The sequence below is a fragment of the Amycolatopsis granulosa genome (genome assembly GCF_011758745.1).
Taxonomy (GTDB): domain Bacteria; phylum Actinomycetota; class Actinomycetes; order Mycobacteriales; family Pseudonocardiaceae; genus Amycolatopsis_E; species Amycolatopsis_E granulosa.
On the sequence record NZ_JAANOV010000001.1, the window covers coordinates 2,117,475 to 2,139,661 of the forward strand.

General features: G+C 73.1%; 21 protein-coding genes. 13 read left to right on the forward strand and 8 right to left on the reverse strand.

Going from position 1 to position 22,187, the window contains the following annotated elements; genetic code table 11:
* Positions 1 to 2: 2 nt before the first annotated feature.
* Entirely contained in the window at positions 3 to 737 is a 735-nt protein-coding gene (locus FHX45_RS10220; RefSeq protein ID WP_279588950.1) for an ABC transporter ATP-binding protein, read from the reverse strand.
* A 115-nt stretch (positions 738 to 852) separates the two neighbouring features.
* Between FHX45_RS10220 and FHX45_RS10225 the strand changes: the two genes are divergently transcribed.
* Positions 853 to 1,755 (forward strand): LysR family transcriptional regulator, encoded by a 903-nt coding sequence (locus FHX45_RS10225; RefSeq protein ID WP_167099264.1) that lies wholly within the window; start codon positions 853 to 855, stop codon positions 1,753 to 1,755.
* On the opposite strand, the gene FHX45_RS10230 is transcribed toward FHX45_RS10225, so the two are convergent.
* Positions 1,683 to 2,198 carry a nitroreductase family protein gene (locus tag FHX45_RS10230; protein WP_341771417.1) on the reverse strand — a complete coding sequence of 172 codons (516 nt, stop codon included), beginning with the start codon at positions 2,196 to 2,198 and terminating at the stop codon, positions 1,683 to 1,685. The genes FHX45_RS10225 and FHX45_RS10230 overlap by 73 nt on opposite strands.
* 157 nt (positions 2,199 to 2,355) lie before the next feature.
* On the opposite strand from FHX45_RS10230, the gene FHX45_RS10235 reads away from it, so the two are divergent.
* Positions 2,356 to 3,075 (forward strand): AAA family ATPase, encoded by a 720-nt coding sequence (locus FHX45_RS10235; protein ID WP_341771418.1) that lies wholly within the window; start codon positions 2,356 to 2,358, stop codon positions 3,073 to 3,075.
* A gap of 118 nt (positions 3,076 to 3,193) precedes the next feature.
* Here FHX45_RS10235 and FHX45_RS10240 read toward each other — a convergent pair whose 3' ends face one another.
* The gene (locus FHX45_RS10240) at positions 3,194 to 4,411 is read right to left on the reverse strand and encodes a Glu/Leu/Phe/Val dehydrogenase dimerization domain-containing protein (RefSeq protein ID WP_167108702.1); all 1,218 of its coding nucleotides are present in this window, start codon (positions 4,409 to 4,411) and stop codon (positions 3,194 to 3,196) included.
* Positions 4,412 to 4,626: 215 nt separating this feature from the next.
* On the opposite strand from FHX45_RS10240, the gene FHX45_RS10245 reads away from it, so the two are divergent.
* Positions 4,627 to 5,547 (forward strand): LysR family transcriptional regulator, encoded by a 921-nt coding sequence (locus FHX45_RS10245; RefSeq protein WP_167099273.1) that lies wholly within the window; start codon positions 4,627 to 4,629, stop codon positions 5,545 to 5,547.
* Between the two features lie 71 nt (positions 5,548 to 5,618).
* Positions 5,619 to 6,491, forward strand: coding sequence for an RNA polymerase sigma factor SigJ (gene sigJ / locus FHX45_RS10250; protein ID WP_167099276.1), 873 nt, complete (start codon positions 5,619 to 5,621; stop codon positions 6,489 to 6,491).
* Between the two features lie 13 nt (positions 6,492 to 6,504).
* On the opposite strand, the gene FHX45_RS10255 is transcribed toward sigJ, so the two are convergent.
* Complete coding sequence (locus FHX45_RS10255) at positions 6,505 to 7,146, reverse strand: histone deacetylase (protein WP_341771419.1); 642 nt, start codon at positions 7,144 to 7,146, stop codon at positions 6,505 to 6,507.
* A gap of 97 nt (positions 7,147 to 7,243) precedes the next feature.
* Between FHX45_RS10255 and FHX45_RS10260 the strand changes: the two genes are divergently transcribed.
* The 4 genes from FHX45_RS10260 to FHX45_RS10275 all read left to right on the forward strand — a co-directional run bounded on the left by FHX45_RS10260 (position 7,244) and on the right by FHX45_RS10275 (position 13,140).
* Positions 7,244 to 7,651 (forward strand): VOC family protein, encoded by a 408-nt coding sequence (locus tag FHX45_RS10260; protein ID WP_167099279.1) that lies wholly within the window; start codon positions 7,244 to 7,246, stop codon positions 7,649 to 7,651.
* Between the two features lie 38 nt (positions 7,652 to 7,689).
* Positions 7,690 to 10,038 (forward strand): acetyl-CoA acetyltransferase, encoded by a 2,349-nt coding sequence (locus FHX45_RS10265; protein ID WP_167099282.1) that lies wholly within the window; start codon positions 7,690 to 7,692, stop codon positions 10,036 to 10,038.
* A gap of 125 nt (positions 10,039 to 10,163) precedes the next feature.
* Positions 10,164 to 12,458 carry a hypothetical protein gene (locus FHX45_RS10270; protein ID WP_167099285.1) on the forward strand — a complete coding sequence of 765 codons (2,295 nt, stop codon included), beginning with the start codon at positions 10,164 to 10,166 and terminating at the stop codon, positions 12,456 to 12,458.
* 421 nt (positions 12,459 to 12,879) lie between these two features.
* A complete protein-coding gene (locus tag FHX45_RS10275; protein ID WP_167099288.1) occupies positions 12,880 to 13,140 on the forward strand; it encodes a YrhK family protein in 261 nt (86 codons plus the stop codon).
* A gap of 55 nt (positions 13,141 to 13,195) precedes the next feature.
* On the opposite strand, the gene FHX45_RS10280 is transcribed toward FHX45_RS10275, so the two are convergent.
* Positions 13,196 to 13,642, reverse strand: a complete 447-nt coding sequence (locus FHX45_RS10280; RefSeq protein WP_167099291.1) for a DUF4383 domain-containing protein — start codon at positions 13,640 to 13,642, stop codon at positions 13,196 to 13,198.
* Between the two features lie 167 nt (positions 13,643 to 13,809).
* Here FHX45_RS10280 and FHX45_RS10285 point away from each other — a divergent pair, with 167 nt between their 5' ends.
* The gene (locus FHX45_RS10285) at positions 13,810 to 14,619 is read left to right on the forward strand and encodes a DUF2382 domain-containing protein (protein WP_167099294.1); all 810 of its coding nucleotides are present in this window, start codon (positions 13,810 to 13,812) and stop codon (positions 14,617 to 14,619) included.
* 193 nt (positions 14,620 to 14,812) lie between these two features.
* Here the strand turns inward: FHX45_RS10285 and FHX45_RS10290 are convergent, their stop codons facing one another.
* Complete coding sequence (locus FHX45_RS10290; RefSeq protein WP_341771420.1) at positions 14,813 to 15,700, reverse strand: S1C family serine protease; 888 nt, start codon at positions 15,698 to 15,700, stop codon at positions 14,813 to 14,815.
* Positions 15,701 to 15,966: 266 nt separating this feature from the next.
* Positions 15,967 to 16,887: a UbiA family prenyltransferase gene (locus FHX45_RS10295; RefSeq protein ID WP_167099301.1), complete on the reverse strand. Its 921-nt coding sequence runs from the start codon at positions 16,885 to 16,887 to the stop codon at positions 15,967 to 15,969.
* A gap of 382 nt (positions 16,888 to 17,269) precedes the next feature.
* On the opposite strand from FHX45_RS10295, the gene FHX45_RS10300 reads away from it, so the two are divergent.
* Positions 17,270 to 18,028, forward strand: a complete 759-nt coding sequence (locus FHX45_RS10300) for an IclR family transcriptional regulator (protein ID WP_167099304.1) — start codon at positions 17,270 to 17,272, stop codon at positions 18,026 to 18,028.
* Here FHX45_RS10300 and FHX45_RS10305 read toward each other — a convergent pair.
* Positions 18,025 to 18,663 carry a TetR family transcriptional regulator gene (locus tag FHX45_RS10305; protein WP_208405871.1) on the reverse strand — a complete coding sequence of 213 codons (639 nt, stop codon included), beginning with the start codon at positions 18,661 to 18,663 and terminating at the stop codon, positions 18,025 to 18,027. The genes FHX45_RS10300 and FHX45_RS10305 overlap by 4 nt on opposite strands.
* A 132-nt stretch (positions 18,664 to 18,795) precedes the next feature.
* Between FHX45_RS10305 and FHX45_RS10310 the strand changes: the two genes are divergently transcribed.
* Genes FHX45_RS10310 through FHX45_RS10320 form a run of 3 tightly spaced genes read left to right on the forward strand, consistent with a single transcriptional unit; the run spans position 18,796 to position 22,156 of the window.
* A complete protein-coding gene (locus tag FHX45_RS10310) occupies positions 18,796 to 20,406 on the forward strand; it encodes an FAD-dependent monooxygenase (RefSeq protein WP_167099309.1) in 1,611 nt (536 codons plus the stop codon).
* Complete coding sequence (locus FHX45_RS10315; protein ID WP_167099312.1) at positions 20,403 to 21,332, forward strand: VOC family protein; 930 nt, start codon at positions 20,403 to 20,405, stop codon at positions 21,330 to 21,332. The genes FHX45_RS10310 and FHX45_RS10315 overlap by 4 nt, the downstream gene beginning before the upstream one ends.
* Complete coding sequence (locus tag FHX45_RS10320; RefSeq protein ID WP_167099315.1) at positions 21,332 to 22,156, forward strand: alpha/beta fold hydrolase; 825 nt, start codon at positions 21,332 to 21,334, stop codon at positions 22,154 to 22,156. The genes FHX45_RS10315 and FHX45_RS10320 overlap by 1 nt, the downstream gene beginning before the upstream one ends.
* The last annotated feature ends 31 nt before the right edge of the window (positions 22,157 to 22,187 follow it).

Here is a 22,187-nt window from a genome sequence, read left to right on the forward strand (position 1 = left end):
GGTCAGACCACCGGCTCCGCGCGGGCGGCCCACCGGCCCTCGGTACGCGTGATGCGGACCGGGTGGTCGAAGCACTTGCTGATGTGGTCCGTCGTCACCACCTCACCGGCGGGACCGGAGGCCAGGCACTGGCCCTCGCGCAGCAACAGCGCGTGGGTGGTGCTCGCCGGCAGCTCCTCGAGGTGGTGCGTCACCAGGACCGTCGCCAGTTCCGGGTGTTCCCGGCGCAGCGCGTCCACACTGGACAACAGCTGCTCGCGTGCCGCGACGTCCAGGCCGGTGGCCGGCTCGTCGAGCAGCAGCAGGCGCGGCGCGGGCATCAGCGCGCGGGCGATCAGCGCCCGGCCCCGCTCGCCCTGGGACAGGGTGGGCCAGCGGGCGTCGCGCTGGGCCGTCAGGCCGAGCATGCGGATGAGGTCCTCGGCGCGGTCCCGCTCCGCCGCCGCCGGCTGCCGGCGCGGCACCAGCTCGGTCGTGTTCGTCAGCCCGGTCAGCACGACCTCGAACACGGTCAGCGGCGAGCGCAGCGGGTGACGCGGGTTGATGTGGCCGAGGAACGACCGCAGCTTGCGCATATCCACCCGGCCCAGCCGGTGCCCCAGCACGTCGACCGTCCCGCGGGTCGGGTGCGTGACCGCCCCGAGCAGGCCGAGCAGCGTGCTCTTGCCGGCCCCGTTCGCCCCGAGCAACGCCCAGTGCTCACCCTCGCGCACGGTGAGCGAGATCGACCGGAGCAGCTACCTGCCGTCCCGCACGAGATCGACATCGTTCACCTGCAGCACCGGCGTCATGGCGGTACCGTATCAAGTCCTCAGACGTCCGATGAGAGAGCACATCCGATAACGTCGGGGAATGGATCGGGTCGAGACACGCGAACTCGCCTACTTCGTGGCCGTCGCGGAGGCGCTGCACTTCGGCCGCGCCGCGGAAGGACTGGGGCTGGCCCAGCCGGCGCTGTCGAAAGCCGTGCGTTCCCTGGAACGGCGGCTGGACGTCACCCTGTTCGACCGCACCAGCAGGCGGGTCGAGCTCACCCCGGCCGGAGAAGTGCTGCTCGGCGAGGCCCGGAAAGCACTCGCCGCGGTCGCCGCGGCGGCCCGGCGCGCCCAGCGGGCCGGACGCGGCGTGCCCTACCTCGCCCTCGCCGCCAAGCCCGGCGGCGACGCCGGCCTGCTGCCGCGCATCCTGCGCCGCTACGAAACCGATCCGGCCGCGGTGCCCGTCGAACTGGTGCCCGCCCACGAGGACCGGGTGCCGATGCTGCACGACGGCCGGGCGGACGTGGCGCTGCTGCACACGCCCTTCGACGACGCGGCGGGACTCGCGACGGAGGAACTGCGCGCCGAACCGCGGTCTGCCCTGCTGTCACCACAGCACCACCTCGCACAGCGGGCGATCCTGCAGCTGGCCGACCTGCACGGCGAACCGGTGGGGCGCTGGGGCGGCTATCCGGACGACGGCGGCGTGGAGGTCACCGACCTGGCGAAGCTGCTGCGGGTGACGGCACGCGGCCGGGCCGTCGCGGTGCTGCCGAACTCGGTGCTGGACACGCTGGACCACGACCTGGTCACCGTCCCGGTCGTGGACGCCGCGCCGGCCCGGCTGCTGCTCGCCTGGCCGCAGGGAACCCGCTCCCCCGCGGTCGCGGCGCTGGTGCGGGCGGCGCGAGAGGTCGCCGCCGGTTACGGCTCGACGAACACCTCGGACAGATCCTTGCGACCGGTGGGGATGGCGGACCGCCCGCGCGGCCGCTGACCCGGCCAGCCCAGCGCGAGCGCGTGGTGCGCGCGCCACGGGTGCGCGTGGCCGACGAGCGCGGCCGCCTCGACAGCATTGGCCTCGGGGTACAACGACACCGGGCAGCTGCCGAGCCCGGCGAAGTGCGCGGCGACCACGAGCGTCTGGCACACCCGGCCCAGGTCGAACTCGGTGTCGTGGCCGGCCTCGGCGTCGGAGAGCAGGACCAGCGCGACCGGCGCGACCGCCAGCGGCAGCGCGTACCGGCCGAGCCCGGCGAGCGCGCGGCGCAGGTCCGGGTCGGTCACCGGGACGAACCGCCACGGCTGCCGGTTGCGCGCCGACCCGGTCCAGCGCGCGGTGTCGGCGAGCGCGGCGACGAGGTCCCGCGGCACCGGCCGGTCGGCGAACACGCGCGTCGCCCGGATCGTGGTGAGCACATGCAGGGCATCGGGGAGCACGCCCCGATCCTGACACGCCGGAGCGGACCTCCGGCCCGCGGCCGCACCGTCCCGGCCGGGCGGGGCGGCGGCGATCGCTAGCGTGATGGGGTGGCCATCGGAGATCCCGCCGCTGAGGGTGCCCACGTCGGGAAACGGGTTCATCCAGCGTGTCCGGGTGGCTCCGAACGCCGGCACCGGGCGCTATCCCTTCACGCTGCCCGCGGTGAAACACCTGGTTCGCTCGGGCGGCTTGCGGCTCAACCCCGGCGTGACGTTCCTGGTCGGCGAGAACGGCACGGGCAAGTCCACCCTCGTCGAGGCGCTCGCGGTCGCAGCCGGGTTCAACCCGGAAGGCGGCAGCCAGAATTTCCGATTCGCCACCCGCGCCACCGAGTCCTCCCTCGGAGACCAGCTGATCCTGACGTGGGGCGTGAGGAAGCCGCGCACCGGGTTCTTCCTGCGTGCCGAGTCGTACTACAACGTCGCCTCGGAGATCGAGCGCCTGGCCCGCGAGCCGGGACCGCCACTCCTATCAGCCTACGGCGGCGTGTCCCCGCACGAGCGGTCCCACGGGGAATCCTTCGTGGACCTCATGACCCATCGGTTCGGACCACGAGGTCTGTACATCCTGGACGAACCGGAAGCAGCGCTCTCGGTGCGCGGCTGCATGGCCGTCCTGGCGCGCCTCGCCGAACTCGCGAAGCAACACAGCCAGATCGTCGTGGCCACCCACTCCCCGGTGTTGCTCGCGCTGCCCGGCGCCACGATCTATGAGATCGCCGAGGCGGGCGACATCGTCCCCGTGCCCTACGAGCAAGCGCTGCCGGTGCGACTGACGCGTGACTTCCTCACCGCACCGGAACGCTACCTCCGGCACCTTCTCGCCGACGATTGAAAGGCGACCTGGCTCAGGTAACCACTGCTACTCGCCACGCCCGAGGGCGTCCTCACCCTGCGCGCTGAGCGGCCGCCCCCACGGGCGAGGACCACGGCCCCGGGTAGATGCGGGGGCGTCAGGGGATGACCGCCTCGGCGGCACCGGCCGCCAGCCGCGCCGCGCGGTTGGTCTCGGCGAGGTCCTCGGCCGTCACCCGCGGTGGAACACCGTCGGCCAGCCACGCGGACAGCAGCAGCGCCACCTTGGACCGCATCTCGGTCCGCAGCCGGTGGAACGAGTCGACCGGGTCGGCGCCCACCTGGCCCAGCAGCAGCCACCACGCCCACGCCGCGGCTCCGGCGTTCGCCACGAAGTCCGGGATCACCGGCACTCCCCTGGCGACCAGCATCGCCTCCGCCTCGGGGGTCGTCGCCGCGTTCGCCGCCTCCACGACCACCTTCGCGGCCACGTCGGCGACGTTGCCCGGCGTCAGCGCGTACGAGATCGCGGCCGGCACGAAGATGTCCGCCGCCACCCCGAGCACCGCCTCCCGCGGCAGCCGCCGGACCCCCGCGGGCAGCCGTGACCGGTCCACCTCGCCGTAGCCGTCCCGCAGCTCCAGCAGCGCCGGCACGTCCAGGCCCGCCGGGTCGTACAACGTCCCGGCCGCGTCGGCGACCGCGACCACCCGCAGGCCCGCCTCGTGCAAGTACCACGCCGCACCGCCGCCCATGGTGCCGATGCCCTGGATCGCCACCGTCGTCGCGGCCGGCTCCCAGCCCCACGCACTCGCCACGCCCAGGCACGCCTGCGCCACGCCGTACCCGCCGACCACGTCGCCCAGCAGCAACCCGCCCGGCACCGGAGCGTTCAGCCCGGCCTGCACCCGCCGCAGCGTCCGCGCAGGATCGGGCGACCGGCGGATCGCCGCGTGGTAGGACTGCTCCAGCCCGAGCCGCGCGAAGACGTCGTCGATCAGGTGCTGCGGCACCCCGAGATCCTCCGCGGTCACCCAGTGCGCGTCCAGCCACGGGCGCATCGCCTGGCAGAACCGCTCCAGCACCCCGACGGCCCCCGGGTCCTTCGGATCGAGGTCGATGCCGCCCTTCGCCCCGCCCACCGGCAGGTCGAACGCCGCGGTCTTGGCCGCCATCCCGCGGGCCAGGTCCGCCACCTCGGACAACGTGCAGCCGGCGCGCATCCGGGTGCCGCCGGTGGCCAGACCGGACACCAGCGTGTGCACCACGAGGTAGCCGTGCGTGCCGGTGACCGGGTCCGTCCAGGTCAGCCGCAGCATCGGCTCCTGCGTGCGTGGCCGGGTCCGCTCGCCGGTGGCCCCGCGCGGGTCGTGCATCGTGGTCAACTGTCCCCTCCAAGCCTGGGTCCGGGCACAGCACGGCCCGCCTCCGCCACGGGACGTGGCTTCGGTGACCGGTTGTGTGGATTCGGAAGATCCGCTCCCGCTGCCACCAGGGTGCGGCAGGGCCGCCGGGAACGTCCAGTTAGGGATCATGCACGGTTCCGTTCACGTTCCCTGCACAGCGGAAGATCCTTATCTACCCTGACCTCATGGAGCTTTCGCTGCACCGCTTGCGGATGCTCCGGGAGCTGTACCGCCGGGGCACCGTCACCGCGGCCGCGGCTGCCCTGCACTACACGGCCTCGGCCGTCTCGCAGCAGCTCGCGCAACTGGAACGGGACGTCGGGGGCAAGCTGTTCGAACGGCTCGGCAGGCGGGTGCAGCTCACCGAGCTGGGCGTGGTGCTGGCCGAGCACGCCGAGGAGATCCTGAAGTCGGTCGAACGGGCGACGGCGGCCGTGGCGGAGGCGCAGGACGGGGTCACCGCGCGGCTGACCGCGGGCGTGTGGGCTTCGGTGGCGTCCGGGCTGCTGCCGTTCGCGCTGTCCGCACTGGCGAAGGAGCATCCCGGGATCGAGGTGCGCACGAAGGAGCTGGCGCCGGAGGAGACCGCGGGCGCGGTGCGGGACGGCGCGCTCGACTTCTCGTTCGTGATCGACTACTCCGACTACCCGATGCCGTGGGACCCCGCGCTGACCCGCGTGGTGATCGCGGTGGAACGGCTGCACGCGGCGGTGCCGCGCGGCGCTGTCCCGGCCAGCACCGTGGGCCTGCCCGACCTGGCCGAGCACCCGTGGATCCTGGCCGGGCCGCGCTCGCACTTCGGCCGCGCGGTGCGGCTGGCGTGCCAGCGGCACGGGTTCGAGCCCAAGATCAACCACGAGGTCGGTGAGCAGGCGACGGCGCTCGCGATGGTGGCCGCCGGGCTGGGCGTCACCCTGGTGTCGGACCTGGGGCTGTCGCTGCGGCCGCCCGGCCTCGACGTCGTGGCGCTGACCGAACCACCGATGCGCACGGTGTCCATCGCGCACCGCAGGGCCTCGACGCGACCGTCCCTGCAACTGGTGATCGACGCGGTGCGGGCCGCCGCCGCGGAGCGGGGCCTGGGCGCGGCGGCGCCACTGCCCTGACGCCGGGACCGCGGCTACCATCCGCGGCGCGGAGCCGGTCACATCGGCGGGAGAGGATCCGTCAGAGCGGTATGACCGAGAACGAGTGGCTGGCCGGGCAGTTCGAAGCGCACCGGGGGCACCTGCGCGCGGTAGCGTACCGGATGCTGGGTTCGCTGGCCGAGGCCGAGGACGCGGTGCAGGAGACGTGGCTGAAGCTGAGCCGCGCCGGCACCGGTGAGGTCCGGAACCTGGGCGGCTGGCTGACGACCGTGGTGGGCCGGGTGTGCCTGGACATGCTGCGGTCGCGGACTTCGCGGCGGGAGGACTACCCCGGGCGCCTGCCCGACCCGGTCGTCGACCGTGAGGACGGCACGCACCCCGAGCAGCAGGCGCTGATCGCGGACTCGGTCGGGCTGGCGCTGCTCGTGGTGCTGGACACGCTCGACCCGGCGGAGCGGCTGGCGTTCGTGCTGCACGACCTGTTCGGCCTGCCGTTCGACGAGATCGCGCCCATCGTCGACCGCACGCCGGCGGCGGCCCGTCAGCTGGCGAGCCGGGCGCGGCGGCGGGTGCGGGGCACGCCGACCGCGCCGAACGCGGACCTGGGCCGTCAGCGTGCCGTGGTGGACGCGTTCTTCGCCGCCACGCGGGACGGTGATTTCGCCGCACTGGTGCGCGTGCTGGATCCGGACGTGGTGCTGCGGGCGGAGTCCCGCGCGTTGCCGGCCGGCGCGGCGCGCCTGGTGCGCGGGGCGGAGGCGGTGGCCGGCCAGGCACTGACCTTCCGGCGGGCCGGCGCGGGCGGCCACGCGGTCCCGACGCTCGTCAACGGCGCCGCGGGAACCCTCATCCTGCGCGACGGCCGTCCGCAGACGCTGTTCGCGTTCACGGTGGTGGACGACCTCATCGCGGCGATCGACATCATCGCCGACCCGGACCGCCTCGCCGAACTCCTCGGCTAGCGGCCCCTGCGGCTCACGTGGTGGAGGTCCCCTGCTCGAGCGGCTCCAGCAACTCGGTCACCTCACTGACCGACCAGTGCCCCGCTGCGCCGCGCAGCCCGCACAGGTACCGGGCCACCCGTGGCACCGGCCACCCGTGGGCCTCCCGCAACCCCTCGCCCAGCATCCGCAGGTACACCGCGGACGGCGGGTTCCACGCCACCTCACCGGCCGACCAGGGAGCCGTGAACGTCAGGACCGGGAAACCCTCCCGGTCCCCCACGTACAGCAACGTCTCGTACCGGCCCGGCCCCAGCACTTCCCGCCCGGCCGACAGCACCGTCGTCAGGTCGAGGTCCCGGTCGGGCGCGCGGTACATCTCCTGCGCCGCCAGGTCGGCGAACTGCCCGCGGGTCAGCAGGTACGCCCGTGCGGCGGCCCGCCCCGGCAGCGACGCGTCGTAGAACGCTCGCCCGCCGCCCCAAGTCGCCGATTCCGTCGCGAAGTACACCCCGCCGGGCAGGAAGTGCGGCTCGGTCTTCAACGGCGGGCTGGAGTCACGGCAGCCGGGGCACGACCGCTGCCCGCCCGGCGGGGTACCGCCTTCCAGGTAGTACCGCAGCCGCCCGGCGTGCAGGTTGGACCCGTACCCGACATACCAGACCGGCCCCGCCACGATCCGATTCTGCCGGGCTTTTTCCCGCCCCGCAGGGTGTTGTCGCAGGCAGAGGGGTCTGCGACGATGGATGGTCCGCGGTGGAGGGAGACCGGAAATGGCTTCGCGGCTCAACCCCTACATCACCTTCGACGGCGATGCCCGGCAGGCGATGGAGTTCTACCAGCAGGTGTTCGGCGGCGACCTGAACATCAACACGTTCGGCGACCTCGGCGGGATGGGGGGCGAGAACGCCGACAAGATCATGCACGCGATGCTGGAGACCGAGCGCGGCTTCACCCTGATGGCGTCGGACACCGCGCCCGGCATGGAACGCACGCCGGGCAACAACATCGCCATCAGCCTCAGCGGCGACGACGCGGGCGAGCTGCGCGGCTACTGGGAGAAGCTGTCCAGCGGCGGCACCGTCACCGTGCCGCTGGAGAAGCAGATGTGGGGTGACGAGTTCGGCGCCTGCCTGGACCGCTTCGGCATCTCGTGGATGGTCAACATCGGCCAGAGCTGAAGATCGAAAAAGAGCGTGCCGCCGGGTTACCGTGCGGTATGACCTCTCTCGACCACCGGACGCCGGTCCTCGTCGGCGTCGGCCAGGCATCGGAGCGCATCGACGATCCCGGGTACCGCGGGCTGTCCGCGGTCGAGCTCGCGGCCGCGGCGGCCCGGTCGGCCCTCGCCGACACCGGCGCCGACGTGTCGGCGATCGCGTCCGCCCTGGACACCGTCGCCGGGGTGCGTCAGTTCGAGATCTCCACGCCCGTCTCGCAGTCCCCGCTGGGCCGGTCGGACAACTTCCCCCGTTCGGTCGCCGGCCGCCTGGGCGCGACACCCGCGCGTGCCGTCCTGGACGTCACCGGCGGCCAGTCGCCGCAGCACCTGGTCACCGAGCTCGCCGGGACGATCGCCGCCGGCGGCGCCGAGGTCGCGCTCGTCGTCGGCGCGGAAGCGATCTCCACGGCCCGTCACCTGCAACAAGCCGCGGACAAGCCGGATTTCACCGAGCACGTCGGCGGCGACCTGGAGGACCGCGGGTTCGGGCTGGCCGGCCTGGCCAGCCGGCAGATGCTCGCGCACGGCCTGATCGAACCGGTGAGCCAGTACGCCCTGTTCGACAACGCCCGCCGCGCCCGGCTCGGTCTGTCGCGCGCGGACTACGCGATCGCGATGGGCGAGCTGTTCGCCCCGTTCACGGAGGTCGCCGCCGCGAACCCGCACGCCGCCGCCCCGTTGGTGCGCAGCGCGCCGGAACTGGTGACCCCGACCGAGCGCAACCGGCCCATCGCCGATCCGTACCCGCGGTTCCTCGTTGCCCGCGAACAGGTCAACCAGGGCGCCGCGGTGCTGATGATGTCGGTGGGCGCCGCGCGCCGGCTGGGTGTGCCCGAGGAGAAGTGGGTCTTCCTGCACGGTCACGCCGACCTGGAGGAACAACCGCTGCTGGAGCGCGAGGACCTCAGCGCCGCGCCCGCCGCGGTGTTCGCGGTGCGGCACGCGCTGGAGCTGGCCGGAATCGGCATCGGCGACCTGGCCACCCTCGACCTCTACAGCTGCTTCCCGATCGCGGTGTTCGCGGTGTGCGACGGGCTCGGGCTGGCGCCGGACGACCCGCGCGGCCTCACCGTCACCGGCGGCCTGCCCTTCTTCGGCGGCCCCGGCAACAACTACTCGACGCACGCGATCGCCGAGACCGTCGTGCGCCTGCGCGACCAGCCGGGCGCCTTCGGACTGGTCGGCGCGAACGGCGGCATGCTCAGCAAGTACTCCGCCGGCGTCTACTCGACCACGCCCGCGCCGTGGCGGCCGGACCGCAGCGCCGAACTCCAGGCCGCGCTGGACGCCCGCCCGCGCGTGCCGACCGCGATCCACCCGGACGGCTGGGCCACGGTGGAGACCTACACGGTCCAGCACGCGGCCCGCACCGCGGTGGTGATCGGACGGCTCGACGACGGCCGCCGGTTCATCGCCTCCAGTGACGACGCGGACATGCTCGGCCGGCTGCTCGAGGGCGAGCCGATCGGCAGCAGGGTCCACGTGCGCTCGTTCGGGTTCGGCAACCGCGTCGCGGCGACCCCCGAGCGGATGGACGAGCTGTTCCCGCCCCGCGCGCCGGGGTTCCGGGACCACTACGAGCACGTGCTCGTGCGGCGGGACGGGCGCCTGCTGGAGGTCACGATCAACCGGCCGGACTCCCGCAACAGCCTGCACCCGCCCGCGAACGAGGAGCTGGCGGAGGTGTTCGACGCCTACTTCGCCGATCCGGACCTGTGGGTCGCGATCATCACCGGTGCCGGGGACAAGGCGTTCTCCGCGGGCAACGACCTGGTCTACGCCGCGAGCGGCCGGCCGATGTGGGTGCCCAAGTCGGGGCTGGCCGGGCTGACCGGCCGCGAGTCGCTGCCGAAACCGGTGATCGCGGCGGTCAACGGGTTCGCGCTGGGCGGCGGCTGCGAGATCGCCCTCGCCTGCCACCTCGTGGTCGCCGACGAGACCGCGCGGTTCGGGCTGCCGGAGGTGCGGGTCGGGCTGGTCGCCGCCGCGGGCGGGCTGGTTCGGCTGCCGCGCACGGTGCCGCCGAAGGTGGCGGCCGACGTGATCCTCACCGGCCGGCGGTTGTCCGCGGCGGAGGCCGAGTCGTACGGCCTGGTGAGCCGGGTCGCCCCGGCGGGGCAGGCGCTCGCGGTCGCGCGGGAGGTGGCGGCGGCGATCCTGGCGGGCTCCCCGACGTCGGTGCGCACGTCGCTGCGGATGATGGCGGAGGCGGATGCGATCGCGGACACCACCGCGGCCGTCCGGCACCCGTCGCCAGCCCTCGACGAGCTGCTCGTCACCCAGGACGCGTTCGAAGGGCCCGCCGCGTTCGCGCAGAAGCGGAAACCGGTGTGGCGCAACCGGTGAGCCCCTCGGTCAGGTGTCGTTCGACCCGGGGAACCCCCCTTCCGGAAACGGCACGCCGGGCACAGACTGAACGACGAAATTCCGCCTGGCGGAAACTGGTTCCGGACTCCCTCCCGGAGGGCCACATGCCTGAGCCCGCGCTGGTGCGGGTGGCCGGTCTGCCCGCGGCGCTGGCCGCCGCCCTGGGCACCCCGGACCTGACCGAACGGATGCGTCACCTGATCCGGGCCGAGACGGCGTACCGCGTGTGCGCGGCGGAGGTGGCCGGCCGGATGGGCGACGAGCTGATCCCGGTCCTGCCGCGGACCCTGCGGTGGCAGGCCCTCGGCGTGCGGCGGCGGCTGCACCGCGGCGAGGTGGTCCGGCCGGGCGAGCTGGACTTCCCGCCGCTGTCCCGGATCGCGGCGTGGGGTGCCACGCTGACCGCCGAGACCGCCGCGCTGCGCGAGGCCGTGGCGGACGCCGAACGGACGCGGCACGACCGGATGTGGGCGGCGATCAGCCGTGATCCCGAGGCCGTGCGGGTGCTCGACGCGGCCGCGCCGGAGGTTCTCGCCGATGTCCGCGCCCGCCTGGCCGCGGGTGAGCCGTGGACGAGCAGGCACCTGCGCAAGCGCGGTGACCACCTGCTGCGGCTGGTGTTCCGCGCCACCTTCGGCACCGGCCCGCGGGGCCGGCTCGCACCCGCCGCCCCCGTCGGCGGCGAGGCGGTCCACCGGCCCGGCACCGGCCACGACGACCGCCCGCCGGACACCGTCGGCGCGTGGCCCGACGGGTGGCTGAGCCTGACCCCGCTGCGATGGGCCGAGGACGACCGGCTCTGCTGGGAGCCCACCCACCGCGGCCACCTGGGCACGCCGCGCCGGGGCGAGATCCAGCGCACCGCGGAGGTGGACGCGCTGTGCCGGGTGCTGGGCTCCCGGCCGATGCGCACCCGCGAGGTGGTCGACCTGCTCGCACCGGACGCGCGGCACAAGCCGGTGGTGCGCGAGTCGTTGCGGCACCTGGCTCAGGCGGGGCTCGTGCAGGTGTCGTCCGGGCCGCCCAGGCAGCGTCGACGGGTCACCGCCGAGCCCGGCACGGTCGCGGTGCCGGCGCGGCTGCCCGAGCTGGTGGAGCACGCGGGACGGCTGGCCGCGGTGCTGACCGGCCGCCGGATGCCGCCGGAGCTCGGCCTGATCGGCCCGGAACCACGGCCGGTCATGGAGATCGTCGCGCGGACCGTGGACGCCGCGGAACCGCTGCCCGGACCGCGGTGGCCGGAGCCGCGGCCCGGCACGCCGTACCAGCGGCTGTGCGAGTGGCTGGCGCGGCACGCCGACGACGGCGAGATCGACCTGGGTCCGGCGGTGCTCGATTACCTGGGCGCGCCGCCGGCGAAGCCGTCGCGGTGGCCGGTGGACTGCCTGCTGCGCCCGCTGCCGGAGGGCCGGGCCGTCCTGGAGTCCGTGACGCCGGCCGGGACGATGGACGCCTGGTTCGCGGCGGCGCTGGAGCCTCGGCACGGCGAGCTTCCCCCGGTGACCGCCTACCGCGCGTTCCTCGTCGAAACCGCGGCCCGGTGCGGCGCGGAGCTCGTCGAGATCCTCCCGCCACCGGCCGGTCGCGACGCCACCACGGTCCGCCGCCCGCGCTACACGCGGACCTGGACCGGCGCCGCCGACCCGGCATCCGCTGTGGACGATCCCGCGGGCATGCACCACTACCTGCCGCTGACGGAGATCACCCTGCGCCGCGATGCGCGCCGGGTGATCGCCGAGGACCGGTCCGGCCGCGAGCTGTGGCCCCTCTACCACGCCACCCGGCGCCCACCGCCGCCGTGGGACCTGGTGGTTTCGCTGCTCACCGCGGCGTCCCCGGCCCGGCGGCTCAGCACGCCGTGCGCGTTCGGCGATCCCCGGGCCGCGTTCCCGGGCCGGACCCGCACGCCGCGCCTGCTGCTCGACCGGGACCTGGTGATCGCCCCGGCGACCGTGTTCGCCGGGCGGGGCCTGTTGCCGGAGCCGGGCGGGGACCTGTTCGCCCGGGTTCGGGCGCTGGCGAACCTGCGGCTGGCAACGGGCGTGCCGCGCTGGGTGATCGCCCGGCGGGGGCGCGAGTCCCGGCCGGTGGACCTGGACAACATCGCGACGCTGCGGATCGTCGACCGGATGCTCGCCGATCCGGCCGTGCCGGGGCTGGTCCTGGAGGAGATGCTGCCCGCGCCGGACGACCTGACCGTGTCCGATGTGGACGGCGGCCGCCGGGCGGCGCGGGCCCTGGTGCGGCTGCCGTCCGGCACCACGGCGGCCGAACTGGCGGAGCGGGCCACGCAGGCGTGGCAGCAGATCACGCGCCGCACCAGTGGCGGCGCACCAGTGCTCGCGGCACCGCGGTCACCTTCGGCGTCGCCGGCGTCCGCCGGGCCTCGCGGGCGCTAGCCGGCCCGGAGCCGCCGCAGGGTGAAACCGTGCCCGCCGGGATCCAGCTCGCGAGTCGCCTGCACTGAGAGGAACCCATGACCGTCTCCGACTACGTTGAGTCGCTGCTCGAGCACGCGCGCGAGATCGCCGACCGGCTGGTTACTCTGATCGAGAGCACGGGCGCGATGTGGCACGGCCACCCGGTGCGGAGTTCACGGCCTGGCTCCAGCGGCCGGGGAACTGGAAACGGAGCCGGGGTGGACGGGAGTTCGATCCGGCGCCCCGGCACCAGCCACTGTGGACGGTGGCCGGCACTGCTGCTCCCGGCACCGGCGGGCCACCCGGTTCTTCCGATGACGGGACGTGTTTGTCCCCGCCGGCCGGCGGGAAGGCATCGGATGAGCCCGAGCCGCGGGTGCGTCGTGCAAGGAGGAACCCCGTGCGTCCCAAGGTCTTCGTCCGCGAGTTCCCGACGATCCACCTCACCATCGGCGTGACCGGGAACATCATCTTCTTCGTGGGCAGCGTGTTGTTCCTCTGGCACGCGGCCGAGCGCATCGCGATCTGGCTGTTCATCGTCGGCTCGTTCGGGATGATGCTGGGTGCCATCGGCCACGCGGTCTACATCCACGAACGGCACCGCCTCAACGGCGCCCCCGGCCACCCGGTGCCCCGGGAAGGCGCGCGGACCCGCCCCTGACGCCCGGCCCGCCGGGGCCGGATCACCGCCTCGACGGCGAGCCCCGCCGCGATCGTCACCGAGCCGGAGCGGTGCGCCTGCCGGTGGCGAGGCCGAGGGCGATCATGCCGACGGCGAGGCCGAGGTGGAGCCAGTTGTCCGCGGTGTTGACGGGGACGAAGTTGCCCGCGGAGTCGTGGTCGACGACCAGCCCGTAGATCCAGAGGACCAGGTAGATCGCGCCGCCGGCGATGAGGAACGTGCGTGCGCCGGAGGCGGTGCGGGCCAGCGCCAGGCCGGCGACGCCGAAGGCCAGGTGGACCAGGTTGTGCAGGATCGACACGGCGAACACGCCGAGCAGCATCGCGCCGGAGTGGTGCCCGGCGAAGCTGAGCATGTCGTAGTGGGTGGTCAGGCCGGGGATGAAACCGGCTATGCCGACGAGCAGGAACACGACGCCCACCACGGCGGCGACGACCTGCGCCGGGGTGCGCGACTGGGTGCTGGTGACGGAACGGGACATGCGTTCACTCCTTCGCGGAATTGGTGATGCCGGGAGCGATACCCGGCCGGGCCGGGTCTCAACGCTCAAACTGCATCGATTTTGCGTCGTTTCGCGGTTCACTCGTCCGGGTAGCTGGGATGAATGCGGCCCCGCCTCGGGGCCGCCGCCGAAGGGAATGACAACCAATGACGCAAACCAACCAGCACTTCGCCCAGTGGAGCGGACGCACCCTGTACGACAGCAGCGGCGCCAAGGTCGGCCAGATCGGCCAGTTGTGGACCGACGACGCGGACGGACACCCGACCTGGCTGACGACGCGGACCGGCCTGTTCGGCACCCGCGAGTCGTTCGTCCCGGTGCAGGGCGTGCAGGAACGCGACGACGGCGATCTGGAGACCCGCTACCCCAAGGAGCTGATCAAGGACGCCCCACAGGTCGAGCCGGCTCCCACCGAGCACGGGCAGCACCTCGGCGTGACCGAGGAACAGCAGCTCTACCGCCACTACCAGCTCGCCGGCGAGCGCGGTGCGCAGGCGGGGCACGGTGGTAAGGCCGGGCACGAGGGCGGCCGGCCCGAGGGCGCGGAAGGACACGACGTCTCGGGGCCCACGACCGACGAGGCGATGACGCGCTCGGAGGAGCGGTTGCGCGTGGGCACCGAACGGCGCGAGCGCGGGCGTGCCCGGCTGCGCAAGTACGTCGTCACCGAGACCGAGCAGGTCGAGGTGCCGGTCACCCGGGAGGAAGTGCGGGTCGAGCGGGAACCGATCACCGACGCCAACCGCGAGCAGGCGATGTCGGGGCCGGGGATCTCCGAAGAGGAACACGAGGTGACCCTGCACGAGGAACGGCCCGTGGTGGGCACCGAAGCCGTGCCCGTGGAACGGGTCCGGCTGGCCAAGGACCAGGTGCAGGACACCGAAACCGTCCGCGGTGAGGTCCGCAAGGAACACATCGACACCGACACCGGTACCGAGCGCGGCCGCCGCGAGTGAGCCCCGGCTCACGCCACGGCGACCGCCTGGTGCCCCGGCCATCCGCGCCCGGCCGGGGCACCCCGTCGCCGGTGGCGTTGCCGGCTCGCTCGCCCACCCGGCCGGATCGTGGGCGGGCGGGCACGTCAGGGGTGCCCGCCACCGCGCCCGCGGCCGGGCTCCGCGCCCGTTCCGGGTGATGAACTCCCCTGCCTCAGCTGCTCAGGCCCGGCCGATCGGTCAGGGTCAGCGAGGCACTCACGTCCCGCCCGTCGGGTCCGTGGAAGGTCAGCGTGATCACCTGGCCCGGCTCCCGCCGTCGCAGCTGGACCAGGAAGTCCTCGGGTGTGGCGACGACGGCGTCGTCGACGCGGGTGATCACATCGCCCGGACGCAGCCCGGCGGTGGCCGCGGGACCGCCCGGGACGATCGCGGCCGCGATCACGCCGTCGGACCGGGGCAGCCGCAGCTGCGCGGCGATCTGCGGGGTCAGCTGGGCGGGTTCGAGCCCGGCGAAGGCGTGCCGGGCGCGGCCGGTGGTCCGCAGCTGCTCGGCGACGTCGACCGCGGTGGCGGCCGGAATGGCGAATCCGAGCGACACCGCCCCCGCCTGGGGCGGGATGTAGGCCTCGCTGATGCCGACGATCTCGCCGCCGGCGTTGAACACGCCGCCGCCACTGCTGCCGGGGCTGATCGGCGCGTCGGTCTGGATGAGGTCGACCAGCGCCTGGGTCTCGGCCGCGCTGCCCGGGATCTCCCGGTGCAGGCCCGAAACCACTCCGGCGGTGACGCTGTTTTCGAACCCGAGCGGGCTGCCAATGACGATGAGGAGTTCACCGGTCTGCGGCAACGCGGCCTGGAACCGGGCCGGGGGCAGCCCGGTGCGGGGAACCGCGACGAGGGCCAGATCGGTCACCGCGTCGGCGGCGCGGACGGTTCCCCCGAGCCGCTGACCGTCGGCGAAGGCGACCTGCACGGCGGACGCTCCGCGCACCACGTGCTCGTTGGTGAGAATGAGACCGTCGGCGGTGTAGACGACCCCGCTGCCGTTGCCGCCCGGCGTGAGGATCTTGACCACGCTCGGCTGGGCCTGGCTCGCCACCCCGACCACACCGGCCGTGACCTGGGGCGACGGTGGCTGTGGCGCCGATGTGGGTGATGTGCAGGAGGCGAGGAGGAGGAGCACCGCGGCCCCGGCCGCGGCGGGCACGCGAACCCGCCGCGGGGTCATGTGCGGGAGCCGCCGCGCACGGCTGTGGTGCGCGGGCGATCGGGGCCGGCGGTCCACCGGGTCATCCCAGCCATGCTAGTGGCGGGCAATGCCTTCTGCTGCCCACGAACGGGCGTTCCCACCCCACGTCGAGAAGGTCACGCCGACGAGGCCTGCAGCAGGGTGGCGACCGGCATCACCAGGACGAACAGGTCGGCGACGGCAACGAGCACGAGCACCCGCCCGCTCATCGTCCGAAAGCTCGGTGGTGCGCCCTGCGGGTGAACCACCGGGGCTGCGGCGACGACGAAGACGACCAGGTGGACCGACAGGGCGAGCAGGGTCCGCAGGACTCCGAACCGCCACAGCCCGGCAGTGGCCGCGGCGAGTCCGGCCAGCATGAGGACGCAGGCCACGGCGGTGGCTTTGCGGGCACCGTGGCGCACGGAGGGGGTGGCCGCCCCGGCCTTCCGGTCGCCGCTGACGTCCGGCACCGACCACCACACCGTGCGCCCCGTGGACAGCGCGGTGAGTCCGAGGGCGAGCCACCACGCCCAGCCCGGCAGGCGCGGCACCACCGCGCCGGCCGAGACCAGGAACGGCAGCGCGCCGACCGCCGCGCCGAACACGAATGCGCCGGGAAACCCGCGATGCTTGGCGCGGACCGGGTTCAGGTTGTACGCGGAGTGAGCGAGAGCGGTCGCCGCGCCGGCCAGGGTGGGCAGCAGGTGACCGGTCAGCGCCGTCACCGCGACCGCCGCGGCGAGCCCCGCGCCGATCTCTCCCACGCTCCACCACGCGGCATGTCCGAACCGCCGCGCCGCTGCCGTCAAACCACCCTTGTCGGCATGCCGCGCATCGGTGTCCAGGTCGGCGACCGTGTTGAGCAGCAGGCCGCCGAGGAACAGCAGCCCGTTCGCGACCACCGCGAGCAGCACCGGCGGTGACACCAACTGCGCGGCGTCAGCAGCGGTGAAGGACGCCCCCCACCACCCGTAACAGACAACGAGGACCAGCACCGAGAAGTCCAGGCGGTGGACCGCGGCGACATCGCGCCACATCGATTCCCCTCCGCGCACCGGATCCCTCCGCCCGCGACGGCGCGTGTCCGCGCTGTGCCCGTCAGACCAACTGCTCCCCCGCGTCGCGGAGGGAGGTCCCGCAGCGTACCGGGCCATCGCTACCCGGCCCGAGGTGGTGCGGCTCGCTGACGGCTCGGCCCGGTCCGATCCGGAACGCCGGCGTCGGTCCACTGTGGGCGGCGCCCGCGTTGCGGGATCAGCGGAACCGCTTGCGGTGGCTCACGCAGCAGGTTCCGCTAACCACACCGGAATGCAGGGCACCCTTCGGCGCACGACCCAGCGGTGGGTCGGCGGCGGTCTCGCACGACATCAGCACCGGGTTATGGTGTGCTGGTCCCCTTCCACACAACGGGATTCTGGTACGGAAAGGTGGGCCCGGATGGACAAACCGTTCAAGGCGCCCCCGCCGTACGCTGTCGCCAGCGTCGACAACGCCCTGCGGATCGCGGCGATGTTGCAGCTCGAAGGACCGCTGACGGTCACCGAGGTCGCCGAACGGATCGGCGTCGCGGCCTCGACCGCGCACCGGCTGCTCGCGATGCTCGTGTACCGCGATTTCGCGGTACAGGACGCCAACCGGGCCTACCGGGTCGGCCCGGTGCTGGAGCTGGCCGCCCATTCGCAGTCCGCCGCGTCGCGGCTGCGCGCGGCCGCGCTGCCGCATCTGCGCCGGCTGGTCGACCTGCTCGACGAGTCCGCGAACCTGACCGTCCGCACCGGGGCCAAGGCGCGCTTCATCGCGAGCGTGGAGTGTGCGCAGGCGTTGCGCGTGGGCTCTCGCGAAGGGATGGTTTTCCCGGTCCACGAGACCACGGGTGGCCTGCTGCTGCTCGCCGAACTGCCACCCGAACAGGTGGAGGAACTGTACGCGGTGAACGAGCCCGCCGACCGGCCGGACCTGGCCGCGCTGCGGGCGGACCTGGCACGTGTCCGCCGCAGCGGCTTCGCGCTCAACCAGGGCCGGTCCGAACGGGGAGTGGTCGCCGTCGGAGTCCCGGTGCACGGGGCGGACGGCGCGGTCGTCGCGGGACTGTCGGTGTCGATGCCGAGTGTGCGGTACCGCAAGGACCAGCTGCCGTTGCTGGTGGCGACGCTGCGTGCCACTGCGGACGCGCTGGAGGCGGACCTGCGCGGCTAGCGCGCGGCGATGACGCGCTCGGCGATGGCGACCATGGCTTCGGTGAGCAATGCCATCTGGTCGCGCATGGAACGTCCGGGCTCCGCCTGCCAGGCGACGAAGGCGCCGTCGAACCCGGCGATGCCGAAGTAGTCCAGCGCCTCGCCCACCGCGTCGGCGACCTCCGGTCCCAGGCAGGCCCACGACTGGCGGATCATCCGCCGCATGTGCCGGCGGCCGTCGGTGCGGACGCGCTGGATGATGTCCTTCACCTCGATGTCCTCGACCGCTTCGGCGCTCATCAGCAGGATCAGGTGCAGCCGCAGGAAGTCGGGCTTCGCGACGAAGACCTCACCGGTGCGCTGGAGGAACCACCCGAGCAGTTCGGCCGGCGGCAGGTCGGCGGGCGGATCGGCCTGCGCCTCACGCAGGTGCCGGAAGAACTCGTACGCCCCGCGCTCCATGACGGCCGACAACAGGCCGCCCTTGGACCGGAAGTGGTGGTAGATCGCGCTCTTCGGCAGGCCGGTTTCGGTGCTCAGCACCGACATCGTCGTGGCGGAGTAACCGCGTTCGGCCATGATCCGCGACGCCGCGTCGAGGATCTCCTCCCGGGAACGCCGTCCCCGCCGGTTCCCGGCCCGCGCTGTGTCCACAGCGAGCAGCATAAGGCCACGCATTTTCTGCGCACCGGAATCTCCGGCTCGGCCCTTGACGGATCCCGGGGTGAATGTGATGGTAACCACTAATGAACCGAACGACCGGTACAAAAGTGTGCGGAGCCTGCGATGACTGAGCACTACGACGCCGACGTCGCTCTCGTCGGCTACGGCCCCACGGGCCTGACCGCGGCGCTGACCCTGGCCGGCAAGGGCGCGCGGGTCGTCGCGTTCGAGCGGGACCCGGACATCTATCCCCGGGCGCGGGCGGTGACGATCAACGACTGGACGATGCGGATCCTCCAGGACCTCGGCGTGGACGACCGCGTCGAGCGCGTGGTCGAGCCGCAGCGAGCACTGCGCTGGGTGACCTACGACGGCCACGAGGTGATGCGGGTCGAGCATCCACCGAGCACGCTCGGCACCCGCGGGAGCAAACCGCGGTTCTACAACATCTACCAGCCGGCTCTGGAGGCCGAGCTGCGCCGCTGCGCCGACGAGCGGGACAACCTCACCGTGCGCTTCGGGGCCGAGGTCGTCGCCGTCGAGCAGGACGCCGACGGCGTGACCGTCACCGCGCGCGATCGCGTCACCGGGGAGGAGACCACCGTCCGCACCCGGTACGCGATCGCGGCCGACGGCGGCTCGTCCCCGGTGCGCAAGCTGTGCGGGATCCCGATGCACGGCGACACGGGCGACACGCTGTGGATCGTCATCGACTGCCGGGTCAAGCGCTGGTGGCCGGATCGCGATTTCCTCACGTTCTGGACCGACCGCGAACGCCCGGTCGTCGACATCGCGTTGTCGGCGGGCAACCACCGCTGGGAAATCCCACTCAAACCCACCGAAACCGAGGCGGACTTCCCGACGGACGCCGAGGTGTGGCCGCTGCTGCGCGCGCTGGGCGTGACCGCGGACGACGTCGAGATCCATCAGTACGCGTTCTACCGGCACCACGTGCGGATGGCCGGAACCTACCGCCAGGGCCGGATCTTCCTCGCCGGCGACGCGGCCCACCTGATGCCGCCGTGGGCGGGCGCCGGCATGCAGACCGGGATGCGTGACGCGTACGACCTCGGCTGGAAGATCGCCGGGGTCGTCCGCGGCCAGCTCGGCGAGGACTGGCTCGACACCTACGAACCGGAGCGCCGTCCCTCGGCCGAGTTCTACACCCGGATCGCGGTCGCGCTGGGCCGGGTGATCAAGCAGGAGGCGACCCCGGCGGAGATCGAAGCGATGAACGCTGTGCCGCCGAACCTGGTCACGCCCTGGGAACCGCCGTTGAACGCCCCGCCGACGCTCGCCGACGGATGGCTGCGCGGCGAGCCCGGGGACGCCTCCGTCGTCGGCCGGTACCTCCCGCAGCCGCTCGCCTGCGACGCCGTCGGCCGGATGGAGCGGCTGGATGCGTTGCTGCCCGGCGGTTTCGTCCTCCTCGGCAACGACGTCGACCCGGCAACCCTGCTGACCCCCGGGGAAAAGGCGGGCTGGGACGCGCTCGGCGCGTCCTACATCGCGGTCCGGCCGCGGACCGCCTACACCCGCGCAGCCACCGACCTCGTCGACCTCGAGGACTCGTTGCTGCCGTGGCTCGACCGGTACGGCGTCCAGGCGATCGCCGTGCGTCCCGACAAGTTCGTCGCGGCGGCCGACAAGACCGGCCTCGCCGCGCCGGACCGCCCATCCGCCACCGCATCCGACCGAGCGGCCGCGCCGCACCGAAAGGAAGAAATCCGATGACCGGAGTGAAGGAACTCGCCTACGTCGTCTACGAGGTCCGCGACCTCGCCGAATGGGAACGCTTCGCGGTGTCCCTGCTCGGCATGCAGCTGGGCGGGAAGACCGCCGACGGCTTCACCTTGCGCACCGACGACAAGGCGCACCGCTGGATCCTCACCGAAGGGCCCGCCGACGACCTGGTCCGCAGCGGCTACGAGGTGGCGTCGGCCGCGGAGCTCGACGCCCTGGTCGCGCGGCTGCGTGACGCCGGGGTCGAGACCGTGGAAGGCGACGCCGAGCTGGCCGCGGCGCGGAAGGTCGAGCGGATCGTGCTCGTGACCGACCCGCTGGGCAACGAACTCGAACTGGTCACCGGCCTGGCCGACGCCGCGACACCGTTCCACAGCGAGGTGCTGCTCGGCGGTTTCGTCACCGGAGCCGGCGGCGCGGGACACCAGGTGCTGCTGTCCAAAGGTGTCCCGCGCGAAACTTACCTGGCCTTCTACGAGGGGTTGCTCGGCTTCAAGCTCAGCGACATCATCGTCGAGGAGCTCGCGCCCGGCATCGTCGCCGATCTGGCGTTCCTGCACTGCAATCCGCGCCACCACACGGTCGCGTTCGGGGACATGCCGCACCCGAAGCGGACACACCACTTCATGATCGAGGTCACCGACATCCGCGACGTCGGCCTGGCCTACGACCGGTGCCTCGACGCGAAGCAGCCGTTCGAGATGACCCTCGGGATGCACCCGAACGACCACATGTTCAGCTTCTACGTCCGCACGCCGTCCGGCTTCTCCGTCGAGTACGGCTGGGGCGGTCTGCTGATCGACGACGAGACCTGGGAGGTGCGCACGCTCGACCAGCTGCACTGGTGGGGCCACCGCGCCCCGGAGGTGGTTTCGGAGCTGCTCGGCGCGGCCGTCGTCGCCGGAGGTGAGCGCTGATGGCTTCCCGGTACGTGCGGACGCGGGACTGGAAGATCCACTACCACGAAGCCGGCGAGGGGCACCCGCTCGTCCTGCTGCACGGCGGCGGCCCCGGCGCGACCGGCTGGAGCAACTACGCGCCGAACATCGGCGAGCTGTCGCGGCGGTTCCGGGTGATCGCCCCGGACATGCCGGGCTGGGGCGACTCCGACGCAGCGGACTTCAGCACGCTCGATCACGTCGAAGCCGCGTGCCAGTTCCTGGACGCACTCGGCATCGAGCAGGCCGCGTTCGTCGGCAACTCGATGGGCGGGCACACCTCGTTGCGGCTTGCCGTCGAGCGTCCCGAGCGCGTCTCGCACCTCATCACGATGGGGCCGCCGATCCAGATGAAGCCGTTCCTGTTCGGCGCGGGCGGCGGGCCGACCGAGGGCCTGAAGATCATGTTGGAGACGTACTCCGACGCGTCGCCGGAGGGCATGCGCCGACTGGTCGAAATCATGGTCTACGACAAGGCCCGGTTCGCGACGCCCGAGCTGTGCCAGGAGCGTTCGGACGCGGCACTCGCGCGGCCCGAGCACCTGCGCGCCGTCGCCGCCGCCGCGCCGAAGGCGCCGATCCCGATCTGGCTCGATCTCGCGGCGGTTTCCCGGATCACCGCGCCGTCGCTGCTGATCCACGGCCGCGACGACCGCGTGGTGTCGTTCGAATCGACGCTGTTCCTGGCGGCGAACATCCCGGACTCGCGGGCGGTCCTGATCAACCGGTGCGGGCACTGGGCCCAGCTGGAACACGCGGACGAGTTCAACCGCCTGGTGGCGGATTTCGTCCTGCACCACTGAAACCACCGCGCCCGGCTGGGCCGGCCGCTTT